The sequence below is a fragment of the Mesorhizobium sp. RCAM 06353 genome (genome assembly GCF_059683585.1).
This window is the reverse complement of sequence record NZ_JCASIY010000001.1, coordinates 88,951-109,718: the sequence shown is the minus strand read 5'-3', so window position 1 is coordinate 109,718 and position 20,768 is coordinate 88,951. Positions and strand designations below refer to the sequence as shown.

The window sequence follows — 20,768 nt, the reverse complement described above, 5'->3', positions numbered from 1 at the left end:
CTAGCAGCGAGTCTCATGCGTATGGCAAAGGTAGTCCATGTTCTAGCTTTGACTGCGCGCTCAACCCTAACCCCAATCTTTTTTGCTCTGCATTGCTCTGCACTAACGACGGCGAAGGGCGGCAATCTGATTAAACAGCTTCACCACTTCCTCGACATCATCGGGACTCCCGTCCCACACATTTAGAGCGCTCCCAATTAGGCGTGTAACGCCCTCGGTGTACTGGCCCCCCGGGAGCGCTACACCTAAGAACATGCAAATTTGAACCAAATTGGGATTTAATGTTGCGAAGTGCCCGCCTAGTATGCGGCTGAGACGGCTGGGCTCGATTCCACTTAGGCGTGCTGCTTTTGTGGCAGACAGGTGTCGATCGGCTAGTGCAATCTTGAGGTCTTTCGCGATTCTTAATGCTTCTTCCGTTGTCAGCCTCATTCGTTTCGCATAGGGTAGAAATTGCAAATTTGCAAGTTCATTGATCTGTGATGGCAGATCGGTAGTTTAGGGGTGTGGGCATGGCGTGGAGCAGGCAGCAGGTGACAGCGGTGAAGATCGATGTCGGGCCCTCGATCATGTTGCACAGCGGCGCCTGGCTGGACCTGCTCTCGCCCCACACCAGCGACTTTACCATCGAGGATATTGCCCACGGCCTGGCGCTCCAGTGCCGTTATGCGGGCCAGTGTCTCGATTTTTACTCTGTGGCCGAGCACAGTCTGCTGGTCAGCGACCTCGTGGAAGAGGATCCCTTGGCAGCTTTGCTGCACGATGCTGCGGAAGCCTTCCTTGGCGATATTACGCGTCCCCTGAAGCAGATGCTTCCGGACTACAGGCAGATTGAAACTGAGATGCAGCGCGCGATCGCTGAGCGTTTTGGCATTAGCACTCAGCCAAGTCCGGCTATCAAGCTAGCCGATCTGAGTGTGCTGGCCGCCGAGCAGGCTCAGATCATGCCGGCAGGCACGGATGAATGGGCTAAGCGCGATCGGATCGCACCCGCCCTAGTAAAGGTACGATTCCTGTCGCCGCGCGAAGCCAAGAGCGAGTTCCTTCGCCGATATCAAGCCTTGCAATAGAACTGCAGCAAAAAACTAACTCAATCCGGGATCTCCCAGCGAAAAACCTTCGCGCGAGCTATGGATTGATTTGAGATCGATGCGTATCTCTTCGATGTGGAGAGTCTGAGTCCTGGGGTTCCGATAGGAGTCGGGGAAGGATCAGGACTGGTAGTGGCGGGAGGTTGCACTGAATCCGATTTTCTTGGTGTCCGGTCCGCTTGCGGCCGGCAAGTCGATGCTTACCGAGCAATTGATGTCACGTTTCGACGCGAAACGCGTGTCCACACGGGCGCTATTGCTACGCGCCAGCGACACCGATGATCGCGACGCACTGATCAAGCTTGGCGACAAGCTCGACATTGAGACCAACGGAAAGTGGGTCCTCGATCATTTTTTGGCTGAAACGAACGGGGCTCCGGCGGATTGGATTTGGCTGGTGGATGCGGTCCGGACGCTGGACCAAGTTAAACATTTCCGCGACAAATTCGGCGACAAAGTCGTTCACGTCCACCTCACTGCGCCGATTGGTGTGTTGCGCGAGAGGTACCTGGCACGCAAGGCGGAGATCCGGGAGTTCAACAGCTACGACGCGGCACGCGAGCACGGGGCGACGGAAAGCAAGATCGAGGCGCTCGCGGAAATCGCCAACGTGGTTTTGGAAACCCACCGTTCGAGCCCCCGATCGTTGCTGGCCCAGGCAACTGCGGGACTTGGCCTGTTCCCCCCGCGAGGTTGTCCGGTGTGTCGACGTTCTGGTCGGCGCTCAGTACGGAAGCGAGGGGAAGGGCAATATCTGCGCTTTTATCGCCAAGAACTACGATGTCCTCGTGCGGGTAGGCGGACCCAATGCCGGACATAAGGTCGCCGATCCCAAGTACGACTACATCCAGCTGCCCTCGGGCACGCAAAGCAATCCTGACGCAAAGATCCTGATTGGCGCTGGCGCAACCCTTTCAGTCAAGCAGGTGCTCAAAGAGAGCTCTGACCTCAAGCTCACCGAAGACAGGCTTTCGATCGATCCGCAGGCCATCATCATCGAGGACAGCGACATCGAACTGGAAGCAGGCACCCTCGAGATCATCGGTTCCACGAAAAAGGGCGTCGGAGTTGCTACGGCGCGGAAGATCCTGGGGCGAGACGGCAACGAATACTGGGGCAGTAAGGTCCGCCTCGCCAAACACGTCGCGGAGTTCAAGCCGTTCATCCGTGACACCAAGGTCGAGCTCGAGAAGGCTTATGCTGCCGGCAAGTCGGTGCTCCTCGAGGGCACCCAGGGAACCGATCTCAGCCTGCATCACGGTGAGTACCCATTTGTAACCTCGCGCGAGACAACGGCATCCGGTTGCCTCGCCGATGCCGGCATCGCACCAACGAGGGTCCGACGGGTGATCATGGTCATGCGGACCTATCCCATTCGCGTCGGCGGCACGTCGGGGCCGATGATGCACGAGATTACGGTCGAGGACATTGCCGCGCGGAGCGATATTCCTGCGGCGGACCTCCACAAGATCGAAGTTGGCACTGTTTCTGGAAAGGAACGCCGCATCGCCGAGTTTGACTGGGAGCAGGTGCGACGCGCCGCCGGCATCAACGGGGTAACGGATATCGCGCTGACCTTCGCTGACTATCTTGGAATCGACAATCGCAAAGCGAAGACCTTCGAGGAGCTCAACGCGACCACTAGGGACTTCATCGAGCGGGTGGAGAAGGTCACCAACGCCCGCGTGTCGCTGATTTCCAAGGACTTCGGGAAGGACGCCGTCATCATTGACCGGCGGCAGTGGAACTAAGGAGCTGCAGGTGCAGGAACACGAACTGATCAGCACCTATCCGCGGCTGTACCACATGGCGGAGGACGGTTCGTTCCCATCGATCCGGGATTACGGGCTGATGAGCGCGACAGCGCTGCTCGATGCCTATGGGATTTCTGGCGACCAGCGACTTGCCCTTGAGGAGAGGCTTCGGCCCGAGAGCGTCAATATCGCAATGGATGGGCTGCCCAACGCCGTCATCCGCGACAATAAGCCGATGAGCGACAGCGCGCTGCAGAAGTGCCTTCAGGATGCGTGTTTCAGAAATTCGCGGACACCCATTCCGCTAATTCGCGGACAGCGATTTCAGTAATTACGGGACAGTGATTCCGCTAGTTCCCGGACAGTTTTCGGTGCGGATGTAACGGTCGGTTCTCGGGAGCGCCGTTCTGGCATTTTGCCCTCTCATCATCGGGTTGAGAGGGGCCATGCCAAGACGGAAGCAAGCGAGACGAACGACAGTGAAAGACCTACGATCAATCCTGCGCCTGACGCATGAGCAGGGCCTCTCGGTGCGTGCGGTGTCGGAACGGCTGAAGATCAGCAAGACTTCGGTTTCGACCTATCTGTTGCGGGCCCGTGAGGCTGGCATCTCGGACTGGCCGCTGCCGCCGGGCTATGACAATGACGCATTGCTTGAGCGGCTTCTGTTTCGCCGGGTTGGCCGTCCGCCGCAGGATCTGGACGAGCCCGATTGGGCGATGATCTCGCGCGAGCTGAAGCGCAAGGGCGTGACGCTGACGTTGTTGTGGCAGGAATACCGCGCGGCGCACCCCGATGGTTATGGCTACACATGGTTTTGCGACCGGTTCGGCGCTTTCCAGCGCCGGTCGAGCGCGACGTTCCGCAACCGCCACGAAGCGGGCGCGGTGATGCAGACCGACTATGCGGGCCACACCGTGCCCGTCGTTGATCCCGATACTGGCGTCATCTGCCAGGCTCAGATCTTCGTTGCGGTGCTGGGCGCGTCGTCCTTCACCTTCGCCCATGCCAGCTTCAGCCAGAAGCTGCCGGATTGGATCGAGGGCCAGTGCCGGGCACTCACCTTCTTCGGCGGGGTAACTAAGGCGATCGTCTGCGACAATCTGAAGGCCGGCGTCGCCAAGGCGCTGTGGTTCGAGCCGACGCTCAACCAGACCTTCGCCGCCATGGCCGAACATTACGACACGACGATCCTGCCGACCCGCAGCCGCAAGCCGCGCGACAAGGGCAAGGTGGAGGGCGCGGTGCTGATCGTCGAGCGCTGGGTCCTGGCCCGGCTGCGCAACCGGCGCTTCTTCAGTCTCGGCGATCTCAACGCCGCAATCGTGGTGTTGCTGGAGGATCTGAACAATCGCCCCATGCGCCATGTCGGCAAAAGCCGCCGGGAGCTGTTCGAGGAGATCGAACGAACGGCCCTGTCGCCATTGCCGCCGGCGCCGTTCGAATATGCGGAGTGGAAATCGGCGAAGGTGCATCCCGATTACCATGTCGAGATCGACAGGACCTTCTACTCGGTGCCGCACGCGCTGATCGGGCGGCGCGTGGATGTGCGTCTCACCCACCGCGTGGTCGAGCTCTTCCATGATCACAAGCGCGTCGCCAGCCATGTCCGCCGCTCGCAGCGCTGCGGCCATGTCACCGTCAACGAGCACATGCCCAAGGCGCACCAGCGCTATGCCAACACGACGCCGGCGAACCTGATCCGGCAGGCAGCCGGGATCGGCGCCAACACCGCCATCCTGGTCGAGCGGATGATGCGCGACCGGCCCCATCCCGAGCAGGGATACCGCTCCGCGTTTGGCATCCTCTCGCTGGCCCGTCGCTACGAGCGGGATCGGCTCGAGGCAGCCTGCGCGCGGGCACTGACCATCAATGCGATCACCTACTCCTCCGTCAACGCCATCCTCAAATCCGGCCTCGACCGCGTGCCGCCCGCGGCCGAGCCGGTCAAGCCCACGCCATCGCACACCAACATCCGCGGCGGCTCCTATTATCAATGAAGGAAAGGAAACCAACCATGCTGACACATCCAACCCTCGACCAGATGCAGGCTCTCGGCCTTGGCGGAATGGCCGCCGCCTATCGGGACCTGGCCGACCAGAGCAACGCCGACGATCTCGGTCGCGAAGAGTGGCTTGGCCTGATGCTCGATCGTGAAGCCGCCATGCGTGCCGACAAGCGTCTGACCAACCGTCTCGCCGTTGCCAGACTACGCTTTGTCGACGCCTGCATCGAGAACATCGACTTCGCCGCGCATCGCGGGCTCGACCGGCGCAATACGCTGTCGCTGGCCCACGGCGCCTGGCTGAAGGCGCATGAAAACCTCATCATCACCGGGCAGACCGGCACCGGAAAGACCTGGCTGGCCTGCGCCTTCGGACGTCAGGCCGCCCGGCTCGACCATTCCGTGCTCTACCTGCGCATGCCGCGCCTGTTCGAAGATCTCGCCCTGGCGCGTCTCGACGGCCGCTTTCCCCGTCTCATCGACAAACTGGCTCGGGTGCAACTGCTCATCCTCGACGACTGGGGCACCCACAGCCTGACCGACCAGCAGCGTCTCGATCTGCTGGAAATCTTCGAGGAACGCTATCGCCGGAAATCGACGCTGATCACCGCGCAACTGCCAATCGCCCAGTGGCACGCCATGATCGGCGAGCCGACAATCGCCGACGCCATTCTCGACCGGATCATCCACAACGCCCATCGCGTCACCCTCGAAGGCGACAGCATGAGAAAGCAAAAAACACCGCCGCTCTTGACCGGCGCCGAAAACGGCGAAATCAATCGCAAATGAGCTCAACCAGGCAACCGAGGACCGACCCCATCCTGCTGTCCGCGACTTAGTGAAACTGCTGTCCGCGATTTAGCGGAACGACTGTCCCGTTTTTGCGAAATGCGCATTCAGGACGGGCTGACACCCTTTCAGTGGTACAAGATACTCAATGGCAAGACCTTCTTTTGGCTGCACAAGAAGAGGCTGCACAGGCTTCTGGCAGCCAAGGCATACCGGGATCGACCGCACACAATTCTGACGTTTGACACTGCGTCCTTGGTCGCCGCCCACCGCGACAACATTCTCCTCAGCCCAATAAACAGCGGGTCCACGATCATGAATCCCCAACCGAGAGGGAAGGGCACGTTCATGAAGATTGCCGACTATCCGTTTGGCGAGCGAAGGCAAACGAGACCGCTGGAAAATGCCTTGGTCGAGCTGACCGTCGCCTACAGCGTTCCGGACGCCGCCAGCCACCTTCTGGCAGCGCAACGCGTCAACGGCAATGAAATCGAGGACCTGTGGCGGAGGCCAGGCAGCCATCCGCAGGAGGGCCTCTAGGCTGGTACTGCCAACCTGGCTGGTCGCTTGGCCTTTCGGACGAGGTCGGCCAAGTGACTGGTAAGTCCGATCTCGCCTTTAATCTTCACCCCTGCATCGGCCGGCATATCATGCAGGAACGTTCGCAGCGCCTCGAGCCCTTCGGCCGCTTCGAAGGTCAGCCAGTAGGTCGCCTCTCCCGGAACCAGGACGGTATGTGATGTCTGGGTTGCACCGCGATGGAGCTGTACTACCCAGACCGTCTGACCGTCGTAGACCCACTCGAACCGTACAGCTCCAAGCGAGCGGGACAACATGCCGTAAACCGCGTCGATCTGCTTGGCGACCGCAGATGGCAGCTCTTCGGGGTGATCGAGACCCAGCATCAAACCATCGCCCTCGCCCGAGCGACCTTCCACGAGCAGCGTTCCATCGATCGTGACAATGGCGGCGCCTGAATAGACCGCCGGCACCGCGGCCTGACAGATTAGGGAAGCGATGGCAGTGTGGTTGGGATCTTCCGCGGACATAAGCTTGAATGGGTCAGTCCAGCCCTTGAGGGTTGTGTACTTTCCTGGCTCTGGCTCATGCGGACAGGTGCGGGTCCAGATCTCGTGACTTCCCGTTGGCTTTCCGAAGGTGAAAGGCGCAACGCGCCGCCCGAAGACAGTGGTAGCTGGCACATTTGCGCCTACGAGTTCGGCCATGAGCAGCCCGAACGCCTTGTCGCCGATATGTCGGCTGAAGCGGTTAGGCCAGTTCATGCTGGCAGTCGCCGTCGCCGTATTTTCGGGCTCCCACTCCCAGCATAGCGTGTGGCTGTTTTTCCAGCCGCGTGGCCGAGGATGAATGCTGAACTCGAGTCGTCCGTGGCCCTGCATCTCCAGCTCAGGTCGAAATCCATAGACCTTCGTGAGCAGGTCAAGCGCCCAAGGCAAGGGCAGGGAAGTCACCCCGGGCTTCTCGACGCACCTCGGTGTGTCGTCAGGAGCGAACTCCATGATGCCGCCCTGGACCAGGCCGGAAACCCCGCCATCGTTGATGTCGATGGTCTCATTGGCGATCACGAACAGGCCCGACGAAATAAGCCGCTTCAGCCCGGCGAGGGCTTCCCGCACGTCGCGGATGCCGTAGACAAATTCTTTGCTCCGCGGACTGTCCGGGGCATAGCTGCGCAGATTTATCGAGGCATCCACACTCGCGGCCAGCAGCGCGGCAAGTCCCTCTTGGGCGTCTGAGAAGTGGTGATTGAGGGCGTAGCCGAAGACGCGCGAGTAACTCTGAGAGAACGCTCCACCGGACGTGGGAAAGAAGCTGATGAATTGCGCCACGTTCCCGGCCTGCGCCAACGCGTCTAGCGATTCATCCTTCCGAAAATTCAAAGCGATACCCAACCGATTTCTTCCTTGGCCGACAGCAAGCCGTCCGGCTAAAGGGCACATAGTGCCCTTTGGCGCCACCCGGGCAAGCGAATGTTCCCCGATTTCCCGCCAGTTTTGCACAGCCCAAGAGTAACTGCGCCGGTACACTCAAATGTCGCACCTTGACGCGGGGGGACAAGCAGGTCGATCGGGATGAGGTTCAGGCCGCCGCCTTCGGCAAGATCGGCGAGATTTCCAAGTCGCCACAGAAGAGGGATAAACCCGCTTTGCCGTCAGCACGCAGCTCGCGCATCGTCAGGTGCATTTCCTTGTCGCTCAAGCGGAAGACGCAGTAGGTGTTGCGTTCGTTGCCGGGACGCCGCACCGGCGAAACGCCGGTACTGCCGTTTGAAACGACATAAATCGCCGGCTGTTGTGGAGCACCGGCAAGCGACTGATTGTCGTATTTTACCACCCGTGGCATGTGCTCGTGGCCGTGAACTGCCAGTTGCACTCCAGCCTGCTCAGCGGCGTCCAGAATTCGCGGAGCATCTACCGAAAGCGTTATACCCTTTTTGCTCAGCGTCGCCACACTGGTCACCGGCAAAAGATGGTGATGCAGGGCCATGATCTTGAATGTCGGTCTATCGATCCGCTCGGCGCCGAGTTCGCGCAAGGCGTCGATCCCACTGTCGCCGATGTAGCCGTACTCGCTCCATTCGGTTTGAACGATGGTGCATGAGTTCAGCACCCCGATCAGCACATCTACATCACCGAGCTGCAGTCGCCGAACATAGTTCAGCGTCTTCCTCCAGCTGCGGCCCATCAGCTCCTCGCAGAAGACGCGGTATTGGAGCTCATGCTCGTATGTCGCTTGGTTACTCACCGCCAGCTTGGCGGGATCGACGCTCGACGGATCCATCGCGCGGACAATGTCATGGTTTCCGGGAACGGCTACGATCTGGTCTCGCTCGAGACCGAGCGCCTTAGTGAGGCTCACAAACTCGGCCAGGATGCTGCTGCGTCTGGCTTGGCTCCAGTCGCCTTTGGTGGTGAAGTCGCCCGTAACCAGGATCGTGCCGATATCATTCTGGGCAGCTATCCTGCGTAGGTCATCCATAAGGGCCTCCGTGAGCGTCTTCTTCGTGTTGCCGATAGCCGGTGTTTCGCCCTGCAGGAGAAAGTCGTAGTCCGGTCCGAAATGAAGATCGGACAGGTGGAGGATCGCCGACCGGTTGGCGCGGGTAGTCGCGGCTACGCGATTGGGTTGATGGGCCCTCCCGTCGAGTGGCACCAGAGTGTGATCGCCAAATCTGTTTGCGACTTCGTCGAGATATTCGCATGCCTGGATCTCGGTGACCTTGAACCAGCCGAAGATGCGGTCACGCTCGTCGACATAGTAGTTTGGAACGGCAGCCAGCTCGTCACCGTCCAGCACCCCGCGGCGCCAGACCTCAACCGTCGCAGTGAACATCCGCCTAGTGGAGCGGTCGACGATATAGGCGATCGTTGGGCCATTCATTGTGTCGAGCGCATCGAGGTGCTCGTCCTCGAACGCCTTCTTCCACCAGCCCCACCACACGAAGCCCTTGGTCGAAATAATCTCACGGTGGGACTGAATGGTATCGACGCCCGGGGTGGTGTCCCTGAACCTCAGCGCTATGACCGGTGTTGCCACTCTGCAGTTCTCCAAAAAGGTGGTTTCGGGATGCGCCACTGCTCAAGTGCCGGATACGCACGAAACAGTTCCGTCGGCGGTAGCTCCGAGGTCAGGTATGCCCGCAACGCCTGAATCAGATGATGGCCCTGGCTGACCACTGCGACTTCGTTCTGTGAACTCCACAAACCGATACTATCCCGGCCAAGCGCCCGCCGGCTTACATGAGGCCAGGTCCATCCCTCGGCTCCGAGGACTTGTGCCACTCTCGACAGACCGGTGGAGTGCGGCGCATCACGGACGGCGAGCTGATAGTCGTTGATCGTGAAGCGAATCCATCGCCTCGGCTCAATGTGGGGTGGCGGCATACTAGGTTCGCAGTTGACCGATATGCTGACAAGGTCACCAAGTCGAGCCTCTCCATCGGAACTTATGCCCCCAGCCCTCCTGACGGCCGCCTGTTCGAACTCTGGTGAAAGGTATTCTACCTCAATGCCAGCATCATCGAGGTTCCCCCATCCACCGACCCAGCTAGCGAGCTCTTGCCGTTCCGCCCTCCCGGTTGGCCGGGTATGCTCTGGCCAAAGGGTTACAAGGATTTGCCCTCCTTGGCCGACGACCGAAGCCGCCCAAGCTATCCATCGTTTCGCTTCGGCTGGATACCAAGGTGGATCCAGAATTGCTATCGATTGCTGGATCTTCAGAGTCACTTCTCCGACGTCGGCTACGATGTGTTTCCTGACGTTTTGAAAGGGCTGACGATCGACCAGGATCGAATCTCTTGAAGCTAGATCGAGGTAGCGAGAGATAGAGGGCGTGCCTACGGTGAGGACGGTTGCCTCAGGCGAGACCAAGCCACATATCGCCTGAACTGATACGGCAGAGTATCGCCAGTCGAAGTCAAGGGGATGAGGTTGAGGCAGGCGCAGGGACTGGCTCCGCGTTCCGAGATCGTGATCCAGAACTAGCGCAGAAGGCTGCGTTGTTCACGCCCTTTTTTCGTGTGGAACTGCTCAACAGCAACTCACGGTCGACCGGTGTAGATCTCTCGCGCTTGGCCAGACAACGCTGAAGGTCCAAGCCGCTGAGCATCGACGTGCCTAATCAAAGATGATGCAGCCCGCGGTCCGAAAGCGACCTCGAGGTGAACCGCGTCGCCTATCCATAGCTTAACGTATCCAAGACATGGATTCATCATCTCGGGTTCTCACCCCACTGATCAGTGTCTGCCGACGCGTAGCAGCCAGATGCTCGTTGACTCTCAACTTGTCCGCTTTCCAGCCATCTGAGACGATCGTGTCCGTTCAGCAGACCGGCAGCTTTCGGGATCCCGCCTGAGAGAGCGAACGACCAAAAAGAGGCGCTAAGCGGTGATGCGCGGCTTCACCTGCGATTGTTTGCTTCGAGCCAAAAGGGGCGACTACCTATGGTCTTGAAAGGAGTCGGACCAAAGACCCACCAGTTGCGTTGTCAAACGCGCGCAGTCCGGCCTCAAACGAGCGACCAGCGCGGCTCAACGAAACGTGGAAGCAAGCGCGGCTGCCACGAAAGCTCCTCGAGCAGCTGCCTCACCACGCAATAGCGTGCTGTCCCGGCGGCAAGGATCACAATCCCTGCAGCGGTCGACAACTGTCGAGCTGACGGAGGCGGTTCGAATTTCAGAGATTTATGCTGCTGAAGAACTAAGCGGCGACCATATCGAGAATTTACTTTCAAATTCTGGCCGCAAAGTTCTATCGTAAATGAAAATAGGGGATGGGGCATGGAAACGAGTTCTGACACTGGCGATGCCGCCGGTATATCAGCCGCGCCCGTAATAGAAGTCGTGGCCGACATTGCCGCCAGCTTTACGTATGCATCCTTCCAAAATGCTATTCCGGTGATCCGGTCTATCGCGCTCAACAACCCGACCCAGCAGGGTTTCGAAAAATGCACTCTCGAGCTGACATCGAACCCCCCCTTTTTTGCGCGCCAAAAGCTGGACAATTGATCGGATCGTTGCTGGCGACCGGCTTCCCTTAAGCGATCGAAAAATCGATCTCGACGCCAGCTATCTGGCCGGTCTCAACGAGGCTGAGCGCGGGGAGATAACGTTGCGCCTAACCTCAGGAGGCGCAGTGCTGGCCGAACAGCGCGTTGCGGTGCGCCTGCTTGCCCGCGACGAATGGGGTGGCGTCATCGATATGGCGCAATTGCTGCCTGCGTTCGTCATGCCGAACGACCCGGCGATCGCAGGACTGCTGCGTTCCGCAGCGGAGCGGCTCGCAGCGCACGGTCATGCCTCCAGCCTCGATGGCTATCAAAGCGGCAATCCGCAACGCGCATTCATGCTGGCGGCCGCAATTTATTCGGCCGTTGCTGGTCTATCCCTGCATTATGCAGAGCCTCCTGCAAGCTTCGAAAGCCGAGGCCAAAAAATCCGACGTCCCTCAACAATTACGGCGGAGAGGCTGGCTACCTGTCTCGATGCCAGTCTGCTGTTCGCCTCTGCCCTGGAGGCGACAGGCCTGCACCCAGTCGTGCTTATGTTCCAGGGCCACGCTGCCGTCGGCGTCTGGATGACACAAAAGACGCTCGCCAACGCCATCGAAGCCGATGCCATGGAGATCCGCAAGGCGCTGGCATCGCGCGAACTGATCGTATTTGAGACGACTGGCGTAACGCATCGGCCGGCGATGACGCTGGAGGCTGCGCAACGGGCAATCGAGCAGCGGCTCGATGAAACGCAGGTAGGCACCTTTGTCGCCGCTATCGATATCCGCCGCTCGCGCAGCGGCGGCATTACACCGCTTGCCTCGCACGAACCGATGCGTCGCGGCGTGGATACCGAGGTGGCGACCGAAATCGCGCTGCCGCTGCCAGCGGCACCGGTCGTGACAGCCATGCCTGCCGACATCGTCGAGGTGAAGCCGACGACCGCGGCCGGGCGGATCGACCGCTGGCAGAAAAAGCTCCTTGATTTGACACTGCGAAACCGACTGCTCAATTTTCCCGACTCCAAGAAGACAATTCCTTTTCTTTGCACCGATGTCGGCTACCTCGAGGATCGCCTGATGGCGGGCGCCTCGATCCGGGTGATTTCGCTGCCCGAACAGAATCCATTGGGCGAGCGTGATGCTGCTCTCTATCGCGAAGTCCATGGACGTGACCTGCAGCGCGGTTTCGCAGCAGAAGCGCTCCTGCGCGACGAGCTCCCATCGACGCTCGATGGACGCCAATTGGAATCCCGACTGATCGACCTTTACCGTCAAGTACGCAATGACTTTGCCGAGGGCGGCGCGAATACGCTTTTCCTGGCGGTCGGCTTCCTGCGCTGGAAGAAAAAGCCGGAGGACGAGCGCAGCTATCGCGCGCCATTGTTGCTCGTGCCGGTCAAAATCGAGCGCCGCAGCGCAACATCGCGTTTTACCTTGCGCTTTCATGAAGATGAGCCGCGGTTCAATGCGACCTTGTTGCAGTTTCTTGAGCGCGACTTCGAACTCAAACTGCCACAGTTCTCCGGTGAGCTGCCCGAAGACGAAAGCGGCGTTGATGTGCCGCGTCTGCTAGGTCTTATGCGTCAGGCAGTGCGCGACGTCCCCGGCATGGAGGTGGTGGACGAGACGGCGCTCTCCACCTTTTCCTTCGCCAAGTTTCTTATGTGGAAAGATCTGGTCGAGCGTACCGATGCGCTGCGCGAAAACCGGGTCGTGCGACACCTCATCGATACGCCGGAGATAGCGTTCGAGGGCAGTGGCGCATCATTCCGGGACGAGCGCGAACTCGACCGGCACTATGCCCCGTCCGATATCGTTTCGCTGCTGCCGGCCGACTCTTCACAGACCGCGGCAAGCCTTGCCGCCGCTGAGGGCCGCGACTTTGTCATCATCGGTCCTCCCGGCACTGGCAAGAGCCAGACCATTGCCAACATGATTGCCAACTGTCTTTCAGTTGGCAAAACCGTGCTGTTTGTGGCCGAGAAGACGGCGGCGCTCGATGTAGTGTATCGCCGCTTGCGCGAACATGGCCTGGGCGCGCATTGTCTCGAACTCCATTCCAGCAAGGCGGACCGACGCAACTTTCTCAACCAGCTCAGGATCAGCTGGGAAAGCGGCGTGCGCGTGGACGGAGCGGAGTGGATTGCGATCAACGAGCGGCTTCGCGTCCGTCGCGACGAACTGAATGCCTATGTCGAAGCGCTGCATCGGCGCCATATCAATGGCCTCACGCCCTACCTGGCGCTTGGCATCGCTCTCAAGAACAAGCAACAGCACGCTCCGGGATTATCATGGCCATCACGCGATGGCCATGACGAGGCAAGCCGGCTGGGGCTGGAGCATATTGCCGCCGAAACAGGTCTCGCATTTCAGTCGGTGGAGATGCGACCGGTCTTGCGTCTCATAGATGTCACCGAGTGGACGTCAGGCTGGCAGGACAATTTGCTCGAAGGGGCAAAGACCCTCAAGAGCGCGTCCGAGGTTCTAGCGACCGCACTCGACGCCTTCCTGGTGAGCATCGGCCTGCGCGTCAAAGGCGATGCGTCAAAAGCGGAGCTCGAAGCGCTGCGAAAACTAGCAGCGGCACTCCAGGACAGTGCCGGCTATGACGTCAGCATTGTCTTTGATCGAAATTTCGCCCAGTTGCGGGGAGCCCTTGCCACTCTCAATGATGCAATCGGAGACTATCGCAAGTCTCGCAAGGACCTGTCGGCACGCTATGACGAGGCAGCCGTTGCGCGGATACGAATAGAGGACATAGAGCAGCAATGGCAACAGGCCACTTCTGCGTTCTGGCCAAACAGTCAGTTGGGCAAACGCAAAGTCCAGAAGCTGCTTCAAGGCTATGTCACAGAGGGCGTGGCCGATCCTCAGCACGACTTGCCGCTGTTGCGCGTGATGCAGGACCGCCGCGCCACTGTCGAAGCCAACATCCTATCTGGCAAGCCGATCGGATTTGCTGCACTTGATACCGACACCCATAGTATCGATCAGATACTCTCGATCGCCGAAAGGCTTCGACAGACGCTACGCCTGCCCGGTCTCGGTACGGAGGATCTCAGAGCGCTCCTCCAAGCAACCGCCCCGAGCCTGCGAAGCGGCGCAGCAGATAGCGCGATGCGCCATGGGGCAGCCCGCTTCCTTACGGCTTCTGCGGCATTCGAGGCTGCGAGAACCCAATTTGCGATCGCCGCTGGAAAGGCGCCTTCGTGGGCAGGACATGACAAGCCACTGACCGAATTGACGACCGCGATGGGAGACTTGTTCGCTGCCCGCCATCTTCTGCGGGACTGGACTTCGTGGTGCGGCATTCGTCGCAGAGCTGTCAGTCAGGATCTGGGAGCGTTGGTCGACGATATCGAAGCGGGTCTAGTGCGACCAACCGAAGCTCAATCCGCGTTCCGCCTGGCCTATGTACGCTGGTGGCTGCCGGCCACGCTGGATGCCGATCCGGTGCTGCGAGATTTCCGGCGCTTCCAGCACGAGCATGCCATCGAAGATTTCCGGGAAATCGACGATCTTGTCCGCGCTCAAGCAAGCCTTCGCGTCATCAGTGCCATCGCTCATGGTCTGCCGGCTGTGCAAAGCGTCCCTCGCAATTCCGAGTTGGGCCTGTTGCGCCATCAGATGGAATTGCAGCGGCCCAGCAGGTCAATCCGCGAGATGATCGGCGCTATGCCGTCGAGCTTTGCCAAGCTCGCGCCCTGCATGCTGATGTCGCCTCTTTCAATCGCTCAATACCTACCTCCCGACCAAGCGCTGTTCGACGTAGTTATTTTCGACGAAGCATCGCAGATCACCACCTGGGACGCTGTCGGTGCTATCGCGCGAGCCCATCAAACCATAATCGTAGGCGATCCCAAGCAGTTGCCGCCCACCAATTTCTTTGGCCGCAACGAGGAGGACGAGGAAGTCATCGAGCACGAAAAGGATCTTGAGAGCATTCTCGACGAAGCCAAAGCGGCCGGCATCCCGGTGCGTGATCTGCGCTGGCATTATCGTAGCCGCAATGAGTCGCTGATCGCCTTTTCCAATCATCATTACTATCAGAATCGGCTCATCACCTTCCCTTCCCCAACGGTGGAAGATCGGGCGGTGCAGCTGCGAAAAATCACGACCGGCATCTACGATCGTGGAAAAAGTCGCACCAACCGCATCGAAGCCCAAGCGGTCACCGATGAGGCGGTCAGTAGGATGCGGCGTTGGCTGATTCTTCCAGAAAAGGACCGACCCACGCTCGGAGTCATCACCTTCAACGCGCAACAGCAGTCGCTCATCCTCGACTTTTTCGACAAGGCGCGGCAGATGGAGCCTGAGCTTGAATGGTTCTTTGCCGACGATCGTATTGAACCCGCCATCGTCAAGAACCTGGAAAATGTCCAGGGCGACGAGCGCGATATAATCCTGTTTTCGATCACTTTCTCTCAAGATAACGCCGGCAAGCGCTCCATGGATTTCGGCGCGCTAAATCGGGATGGCGGCGAACGCCGGCTGAACGTCGCGGTGACGCGTGCGCGGCAGGAACTGATAGTATTTTCAGGTTTTACCGCCGACCAGATCGACCCCAACCGGACCAAGGCAATCGGTGTACAGCATCTTAAAACCTTCCTTGATTTTGCTAACCGCGGCGCCGTGGCATTGCCAGCGCAGGAACGCGGATCGGTCGGGGCCTTGGAATCCCCTTTCGAGGAAGCTGTAGCCGCCGAGCTTGAGAAGCGCGGATGGACCATCGTTCCGCAAGTCGGCATTTCTGGCTTTCGAGTGGATATAGGGATTCGGCATCCCGATCTCGCCGGCGCCTATCTGGCGGGGGTCGAGTGTGACGGCGCGACCTATCACAGTTCTGCCACGGCGCGAGATCGAGACAAGGTCCGCGAGCAGGTCCTACGGGGCCTCGGGTGGAACATCGTCCGGGTATGGTCAACCGATTGGTGGTTTGATCTCGAAGGTTGCACCGAGAGGCTTCATGCCAGCCTCGCCGCACTGCTCGAGGAAAGCCGTCGCAAGCAAGCTGAACAACGGGAAAGTGAAGCGACGATCCAATGGGACATGGGACATAAGGTCGACCCCATAGACCCATTGCCAGCCGAAGAGTTTGCATCGATCGGCGAACCTGAAAACTTGTCGCTAATATCAGAGCCAGAACTTGTCGCCGCTCCCGTCGCGACGGGAGAGCTGCCATCGGCATCTGGAGCAATTTTGCCTGCGGCCTCGAATTCGACGCATGATTCTGTACCGACGGGCGGCCGTTATCGCCTCACTGACCTATCAGCATTCGCTACCAGCCCGGATCATTTTTATGACTTCGTCTACCGAGGCACGCTGCGGTCCATGGTCGACGCGGTGATCGAACAGGAAGGGCCTCTGCGAGAAGACGTCCTTGCGCAGCGCATCGCACGGGCGCATGGCTGGCTCAGAACGGGCAACAAGATTCGGGAGCGGATCGACCTGCATCTGCGCGAGTTCGATAGAACTGAAGAATCCAGCGGCAGCTTCCTATGGAAGAGAGGGACGGTGGTCGACCTGCTTGACTATCGCATGCCGTTCGATGCCGATGCCCGCCGGTCCATTGCCGACATTCCAATCGCCGAGCTGGCCGCTGTCGTCGTTGCGAACGAGGGCATTCTGGAACAGTCCGACCCCGCTCTCGACCTTGCACGTCTGCTCGGCGTCGAGCGACTTGCGGCGATATCACGCTCCCGGCTGGATGAAGCCATCGATCGCGTCCGGCGCAACCTGGCATCGACATAGTCTCGGAGACTCATGTTTCGTTTCATCCACAGCTCCGATCTTCATATCGGCAAGCGGTTCGGCAACATGCCGGAGGATCTGCGCGGGCGGCTCCGTGAAGCGCGCCATGGCGCGATCAGCCGGCTGGCAGAACAGGCACGGGTCAATGGTGCATCCACCATATTTCTGGCCGGCGATACGTTCGACACCGAAACGCCTTCACCCGCGATGTTGCGGCAGGCCCTTGCCGAGATGAGCCAGAGCGCGCCCTTGCGCTGGATATTGCTCCCAGGCAACCACGATTCACTGTTAGCTGATCAATTGTGGAGCGCGGCTGGAAGCGTTGTGCCAGACAATGTCATGCTGGCGATACGGCCCGAGATCCTGACCATTGCTGCAGACGTGGCGCTGCTGCCCGCACCGTGCACGACCCGCAGACCCGGTCGCGACCTTACCGAGTGGATGAACAGCGCCGCGACGCCGCAAGGCGCCATCCGGCTCGGCCTTGCTCATGGCGCCATTCAGAACTTTTCCGAAGATTCAGCAGCGTCCGACGTCATTGCACCGGATCGCGCGACCAAGGCCGGCCTCGATTATCTGGCACTTGGCGACTGGCACGGGCCCGTCACCATCAATGAGCGCAGCCGCTACAGCGGTGCGCCCGAACCTGACCGTTTCAAGCATGATACACCCGGTCAGGCCCTTGTCGTTTCCATTACCGGGCCTGGCGCCCTGCCCGAGATCGTGGCCGTCGAAACAGCCAGCTTTTCCTGGAAAACCGCTCCACTGCATTTGCTGTCTGGCGATGAGAGCGCGGCGGCATTTGAAGCGTTGCTACCACCGGCAGACTTGCGGCGTCAAACCTTGCTGCGAATTGTCGCGTCTGGCCGGGTACGGGTAAGCAGACGAACCGCCCTCGAAGCGGCGGTCGCGGCAGCCGCGCCCGACTACGCCTATCTGGAGCTGCAAGGGGACGGGCTCGCGACAGACTGCGAAAGCGGCGATTTGGATCGGATCGATCGCTCCGGTGCCCTTCGCGAGGCAGCGCAGGCACTGTTGGATGAAAGCACCGACGAAAGGCGGTCGACTGTCGAACGCGACATATCGCGAGAAGCACTGGTTCGGCTGTTTAGCTATTGCGAGGCGATGGGATCATGAAACTTTCAGCCCTTCGGCTCCACAACGTCAAACGGTTCGCCGGGCAAGGCGTCGCCATCGAGAACATAGGCGACGGCGTCAACGTGCTTTGCGCAGTCAATGAATTCGGCAAATCAACCTTCTTCGAAGCTCTCCATGCACTCTTTTTCCAGCCTCATACGGGGACGCCCGAAGGTGTGAGACTGCTACGGCCTTATAGTGGGGGCAATCCGGTGGTGGAGGCCGACATCACCACTTCAGAAGGACGCTATCGGCTTACCAAGCAGTTTTATGGAGGCAAGCTGGCCAGCGTTATCGACCTCGATCGGGGGCGACTGTTGGCTCAAGCGGACGAGGCCGAAGCGTTTATTGGCAAACTAATCCATGGCGGAACCGCAGGACCGGCAGGATTGCTCTGGGTTCGCCAAGGGGTCACCGGCATCGAAAAGCGCAGCAAAAGCGAGGAGGATGGCGAAAAACGCGTACGCGAAAGCCTACTGTCCTCGGTTCAGGGGGAAGTTGAAGCCCTGACCGGCGGGCGACGCATGGCCGAAATCGCCGCCGCATGTGAAGAAGAACTCTATAGCCTGGTTACGTCAACGCTGCGTCCCAAGAGCGGGGGTCTCTATGCGGCGGCGCTCGATGAGCGTGACAAACTGCTGAAAGAAGAACTGCGCCTCAGCGCCGAAGTTGCCGGTCTGCGCGATGCGCTCGACAAGCGGCGCATGGCGTTGGCGCGTTTGTCTGAGCTTGAAAACCCCGAAGAAGGCGCTACCCGGCGGGAGGACATCTCGGCCGCCGAAGCCTCAGTCGAGGCCGCCAAATCGCACAGCGAAGCCCTGAAAGCTGCTGAAGCGGAAGCTGCCCTGGCCGTAATTCACCACGACGCAGCGAAGCAGGCCCTCGATAGTTTTCGGACCGCGCTCAAACGAGCCGCGGATTTGCGCGAGCAGTCGACGATTGCGCAGCTTCGCCGCAGTGAGGTTCTCGATCGGCGCGCTTCAGCCATTGCCGAAAACGAACAAGCGATGGCCGAAGTTCAAGTAGCCGAACAGGAAGAGCGCGAAGCTCGCGAAGTGCTCGCGCGGCTGGATGCGACCCTCTTGGCGCGCGACGCGGCCGAACAACTGGCCAGCCTACACAACCGGTTGAACCAAGCCGAAGTCGCCAGAACCCAGATCGAAGACGGAGAGGCACCGCTAGCTATGCTGGCGGTGCCGGAACAGGCTGTCGAGCAACTCCAAGCGCTCGAAATCGACCTTGCCGGCCTTCGTGCAGCGCAACAGGGAACCCTGCCGACGCTACGCATGGAATACCGGGACGGCGCCGCCGATTTGGTGACCATCAATGCCAAGCCTTTGGCCCATGCAGAAGATCAAAGCTTTGCTGGCACCGTACGCATAGATATTGCCGGCATCGGAGCTTTGACCCTGCGCTCAAATCGGCCTCAGCAAGCCAACCGGACCATCGAAGAAGCCGAAGCGAAGCACCACAGCCTGCTTGCGGCCCTTGGTGTCGACAGCCTCATGACGGCACGCCAGCGCCTGGTTGAAGCGCGCGACAAGGCCGCCGAGCTGAGCTTGGCGCGTCAGCGGCTCGGCGATCTCGCGCCCAAGGGAATACAGCAATTGCACGAAGAGCTTGCTCGACTGAGTGCCCTCGCGGCCGGGGACCTCGAACTAAAAGTCGATTCGCAACAGATCCGGCAACATCATGCAGCAGCCCAGCAGCGTGTGGCGACAACACGCAACAATGTGCGCGAGGCCCTGCCCCTGCGCAGCCATGCCGACGAGGCTGTCATGGCCGCGGAGACTGCTTACGTGACCATCCAGGCGGAACTGACCAGCCTCGACGTCATATTGGGACCTGAAGCAGCGCGCGAGGAAAAAGAGCGCTTGCTGCTTACCGAGGCCAACGCACGACAAACTCTGCGCGAAGCGGCCGAAATGCGCGCTGCGCCCCTGCGCGACGGCGCTCACGATCTCACCAGCGCCGAGGCCGTTCTGCGCCGTGCCCGCTCGGTTCAGGATGCCGCCACTCAGGAGGCAGGTCAGTTGCGTGTAACTCTAGCCGATCTCAATGGCCATATTCGCACTCGGTCCGACGACGCGGTGGAAGAAGCTTGGCGCGAGACCAGGGAAAAATTGCAAGTCGCTGAAGAGCGAGTGGGACGCTTCGAAATCGAAAAGGCCATCCTCGACCGGCTGCGCACAACGCTGGTCGCTGCGCGCTCGGCAGCGCGCGATCTATATCTCAAGCCGGTCATGTCCGAGCTGCGGCCGCTGCTCAGACTGTTATTCGACGACATCTCCATAGTGTTCGATGAGAATACACTGTTGCCGCAGACCGTTCGTCGCAATGGTCAGGACGAGGATGTCGAGAGGTTGAGTGGCGGCATGCGAGAACAGCTTTCGGTTCTGACCCGGCTGGCCTTCGCCCGTCTGCTCGCCCGCGACGGGCGACCCACACCGGTCATCCTGGATGACGCGTTGGTCTATTCCGATGACGATCGCATTGAGCGCATGTTCGACGCTTTGCATCGTCAATCACGCGATCAGCAGATTCTCGTTTTCTCCTGCCGCCAACGCGCGTTCGCAAAACTCGGCGGAAACATTTTGCAGATGAGCGACTGGCAACCGAGTCGGTCCTAAGCGGAAATGAGATGGCTCTGTCCGAAACTTGTATATATCTTTCGGACAGGCTGCTTGTTAAGCGTCCGAAAAACGTCTACAATTTTCGGACATGAGCA

At 59.8% G+C, this 20,768-nt stretch carries 11 protein-coding genes and 1 pseudogene; 10 read left to right on the top strand and 2 right to left on the bottom strand.

Annotated elements, in window-relative coordinates; genetic code table 11:
• The first annotated feature begins 542 nt into the window (after window positions 1-542).
• The 7 genes from AC56QX_RS35295 to AC56QX_RS35265 all read left to right on the top strand — a co-directional run bounded on the left by AC56QX_RS35295 (window position 543) and on the right by AC56QX_RS35265 (window position 6,179).
• Complete coding sequence (locus AC56QX_RS35295) at window positions 543-1,070, top strand: hypothetical protein (RefSeq protein ID WP_497118377.1); 528 nt, start codon at window positions 543-545, stop codon at window positions 1,068-1,070.
• A gap of 187 nt (window positions 1,071-1,257) precedes the next feature.
• Window positions 1,258-1,911: a DEAD/DEAH box helicase family protein gene (locus tag AC56QX_RS35290; protein ID WP_497118447.1), complete on the top strand. Its 654-nt coding sequence runs from the start codon at window positions 1,258-1,260 to the stop codon at window positions 1,909-1,911.
• A complete protein-coding gene (locus AC56QX_RS35285) occupies window positions 1,805-2,842 on the top strand; it encodes an adenylosuccinate synthetase (RefSeq protein ID WP_497118422.1) in 1,038 nt (345 codons plus the stop codon). The genes AC56QX_RS35290 and AC56QX_RS35285 overlap by 107 nt, the downstream gene beginning before the upstream one ends.
• Before the next feature lie 10 nt (window positions 2,843-2,852).
• Window positions 2,853-3,176 carry a DUF7002 family protein gene (locus AC56QX_RS35280; RefSeq protein WP_497118375.1) on the top strand — a complete coding sequence of 108 codons (324 nt, stop codon included), beginning with the start codon at window positions 2,853-2,855 and terminating at the stop codon, window positions 3,174-3,176.
• Window positions 3,177-3,291: 115 nt separating this feature from the next.
• Window positions 3,292-4,845, top strand: a complete 1,554-nt coding sequence (gene istA / locus AC56QX_RS35275; RefSeq protein ID WP_497118203.1) for an IS21 family transposase — start codon at window positions 3,292-3,294, stop codon at window positions 4,843-4,845.
• A 17-nt stretch (window positions 4,846-4,862) separates the two neighbouring features.
• Window positions 4,863-5,639, top strand: coding sequence for an IS21-like element helper ATPase IstB (istB, locus tag AC56QX_RS35270; protein ID WP_497118202.1), 777 nt, complete (start codon window positions 4,863-4,865; stop codon window positions 5,637-5,639).
• A 99-nt stretch (window positions 5,640-5,738) separates the two neighbouring features.
• Complete coding sequence (locus AC56QX_RS35265) at window positions 5,739-6,179, top strand: DUF7002 family protein (RefSeq protein WP_497118374.1); 441 nt, start codon at window positions 5,739-5,741, stop codon at window positions 6,177-6,179.
• Here the strand turns inward: AC56QX_RS35265 and AC56QX_RS35260 are convergent.
• Both AC56QX_RS35260 and AC56QX_RS35255 read right to left on the bottom strand, forming a co-directional pair.
• Window positions 6,176-7,552, bottom strand: coding sequence for a hypothetical protein (locus AC56QX_RS35260; RefSeq protein ID WP_497118372.1), 1,377 nt, complete (start codon window positions 7,550-7,552; stop codon window positions 6,176-6,178). The genes AC56QX_RS35265 and AC56QX_RS35260 overlap by 4 nt on opposite strands.
• 187 nt (window positions 7,553-7,739) lie before the next feature.
• Window positions 7,740-9,197, bottom strand: coding sequence for a metallophosphoesterase family protein (locus tag AC56QX_RS35255; protein WP_497118371.1), 1,458 nt, complete (start codon window positions 9,195-9,197; stop codon window positions 7,740-7,742).
• Between the two features lie 1,741 nt (window positions 9,198-10,938).
• On the opposite strand from AC56QX_RS35255, the pseudogene proA reads away from it, so the two are divergent.
• From proA to AC56QX_RS35240, 3 genes and pseudogenes are all read left to right on the top strand, one after another.
• A pseudogene (gene proA / locus AC56QX_RS35250) lies at window positions 10,939-16,903 on the top strand (anti-phage protein ProA).
• A 12-nt stretch (window positions 16,904-16,915) separates the two neighbouring features.
• A complete protein-coding gene (locus tag AC56QX_RS35245) occupies window positions 16,916-18,040 on the top strand; it encodes a metallophosphoesterase family protein (protein ID WP_497118369.1) in 1,125 nt (374 codons plus the stop codon).
• Entirely contained in the window at window positions 18,037-20,670 is a 2,634-nt protein-coding gene (locus AC56QX_RS35240; protein WP_497118367.1) for an AAA family ATPase, read from the top strand. Before AC56QX_RS35245 ends, AC56QX_RS35240 begins: the two co-directional genes overlap by 4 nt.
• Window positions 20,671-20,768 lie beyond the last annotated feature (98 nt).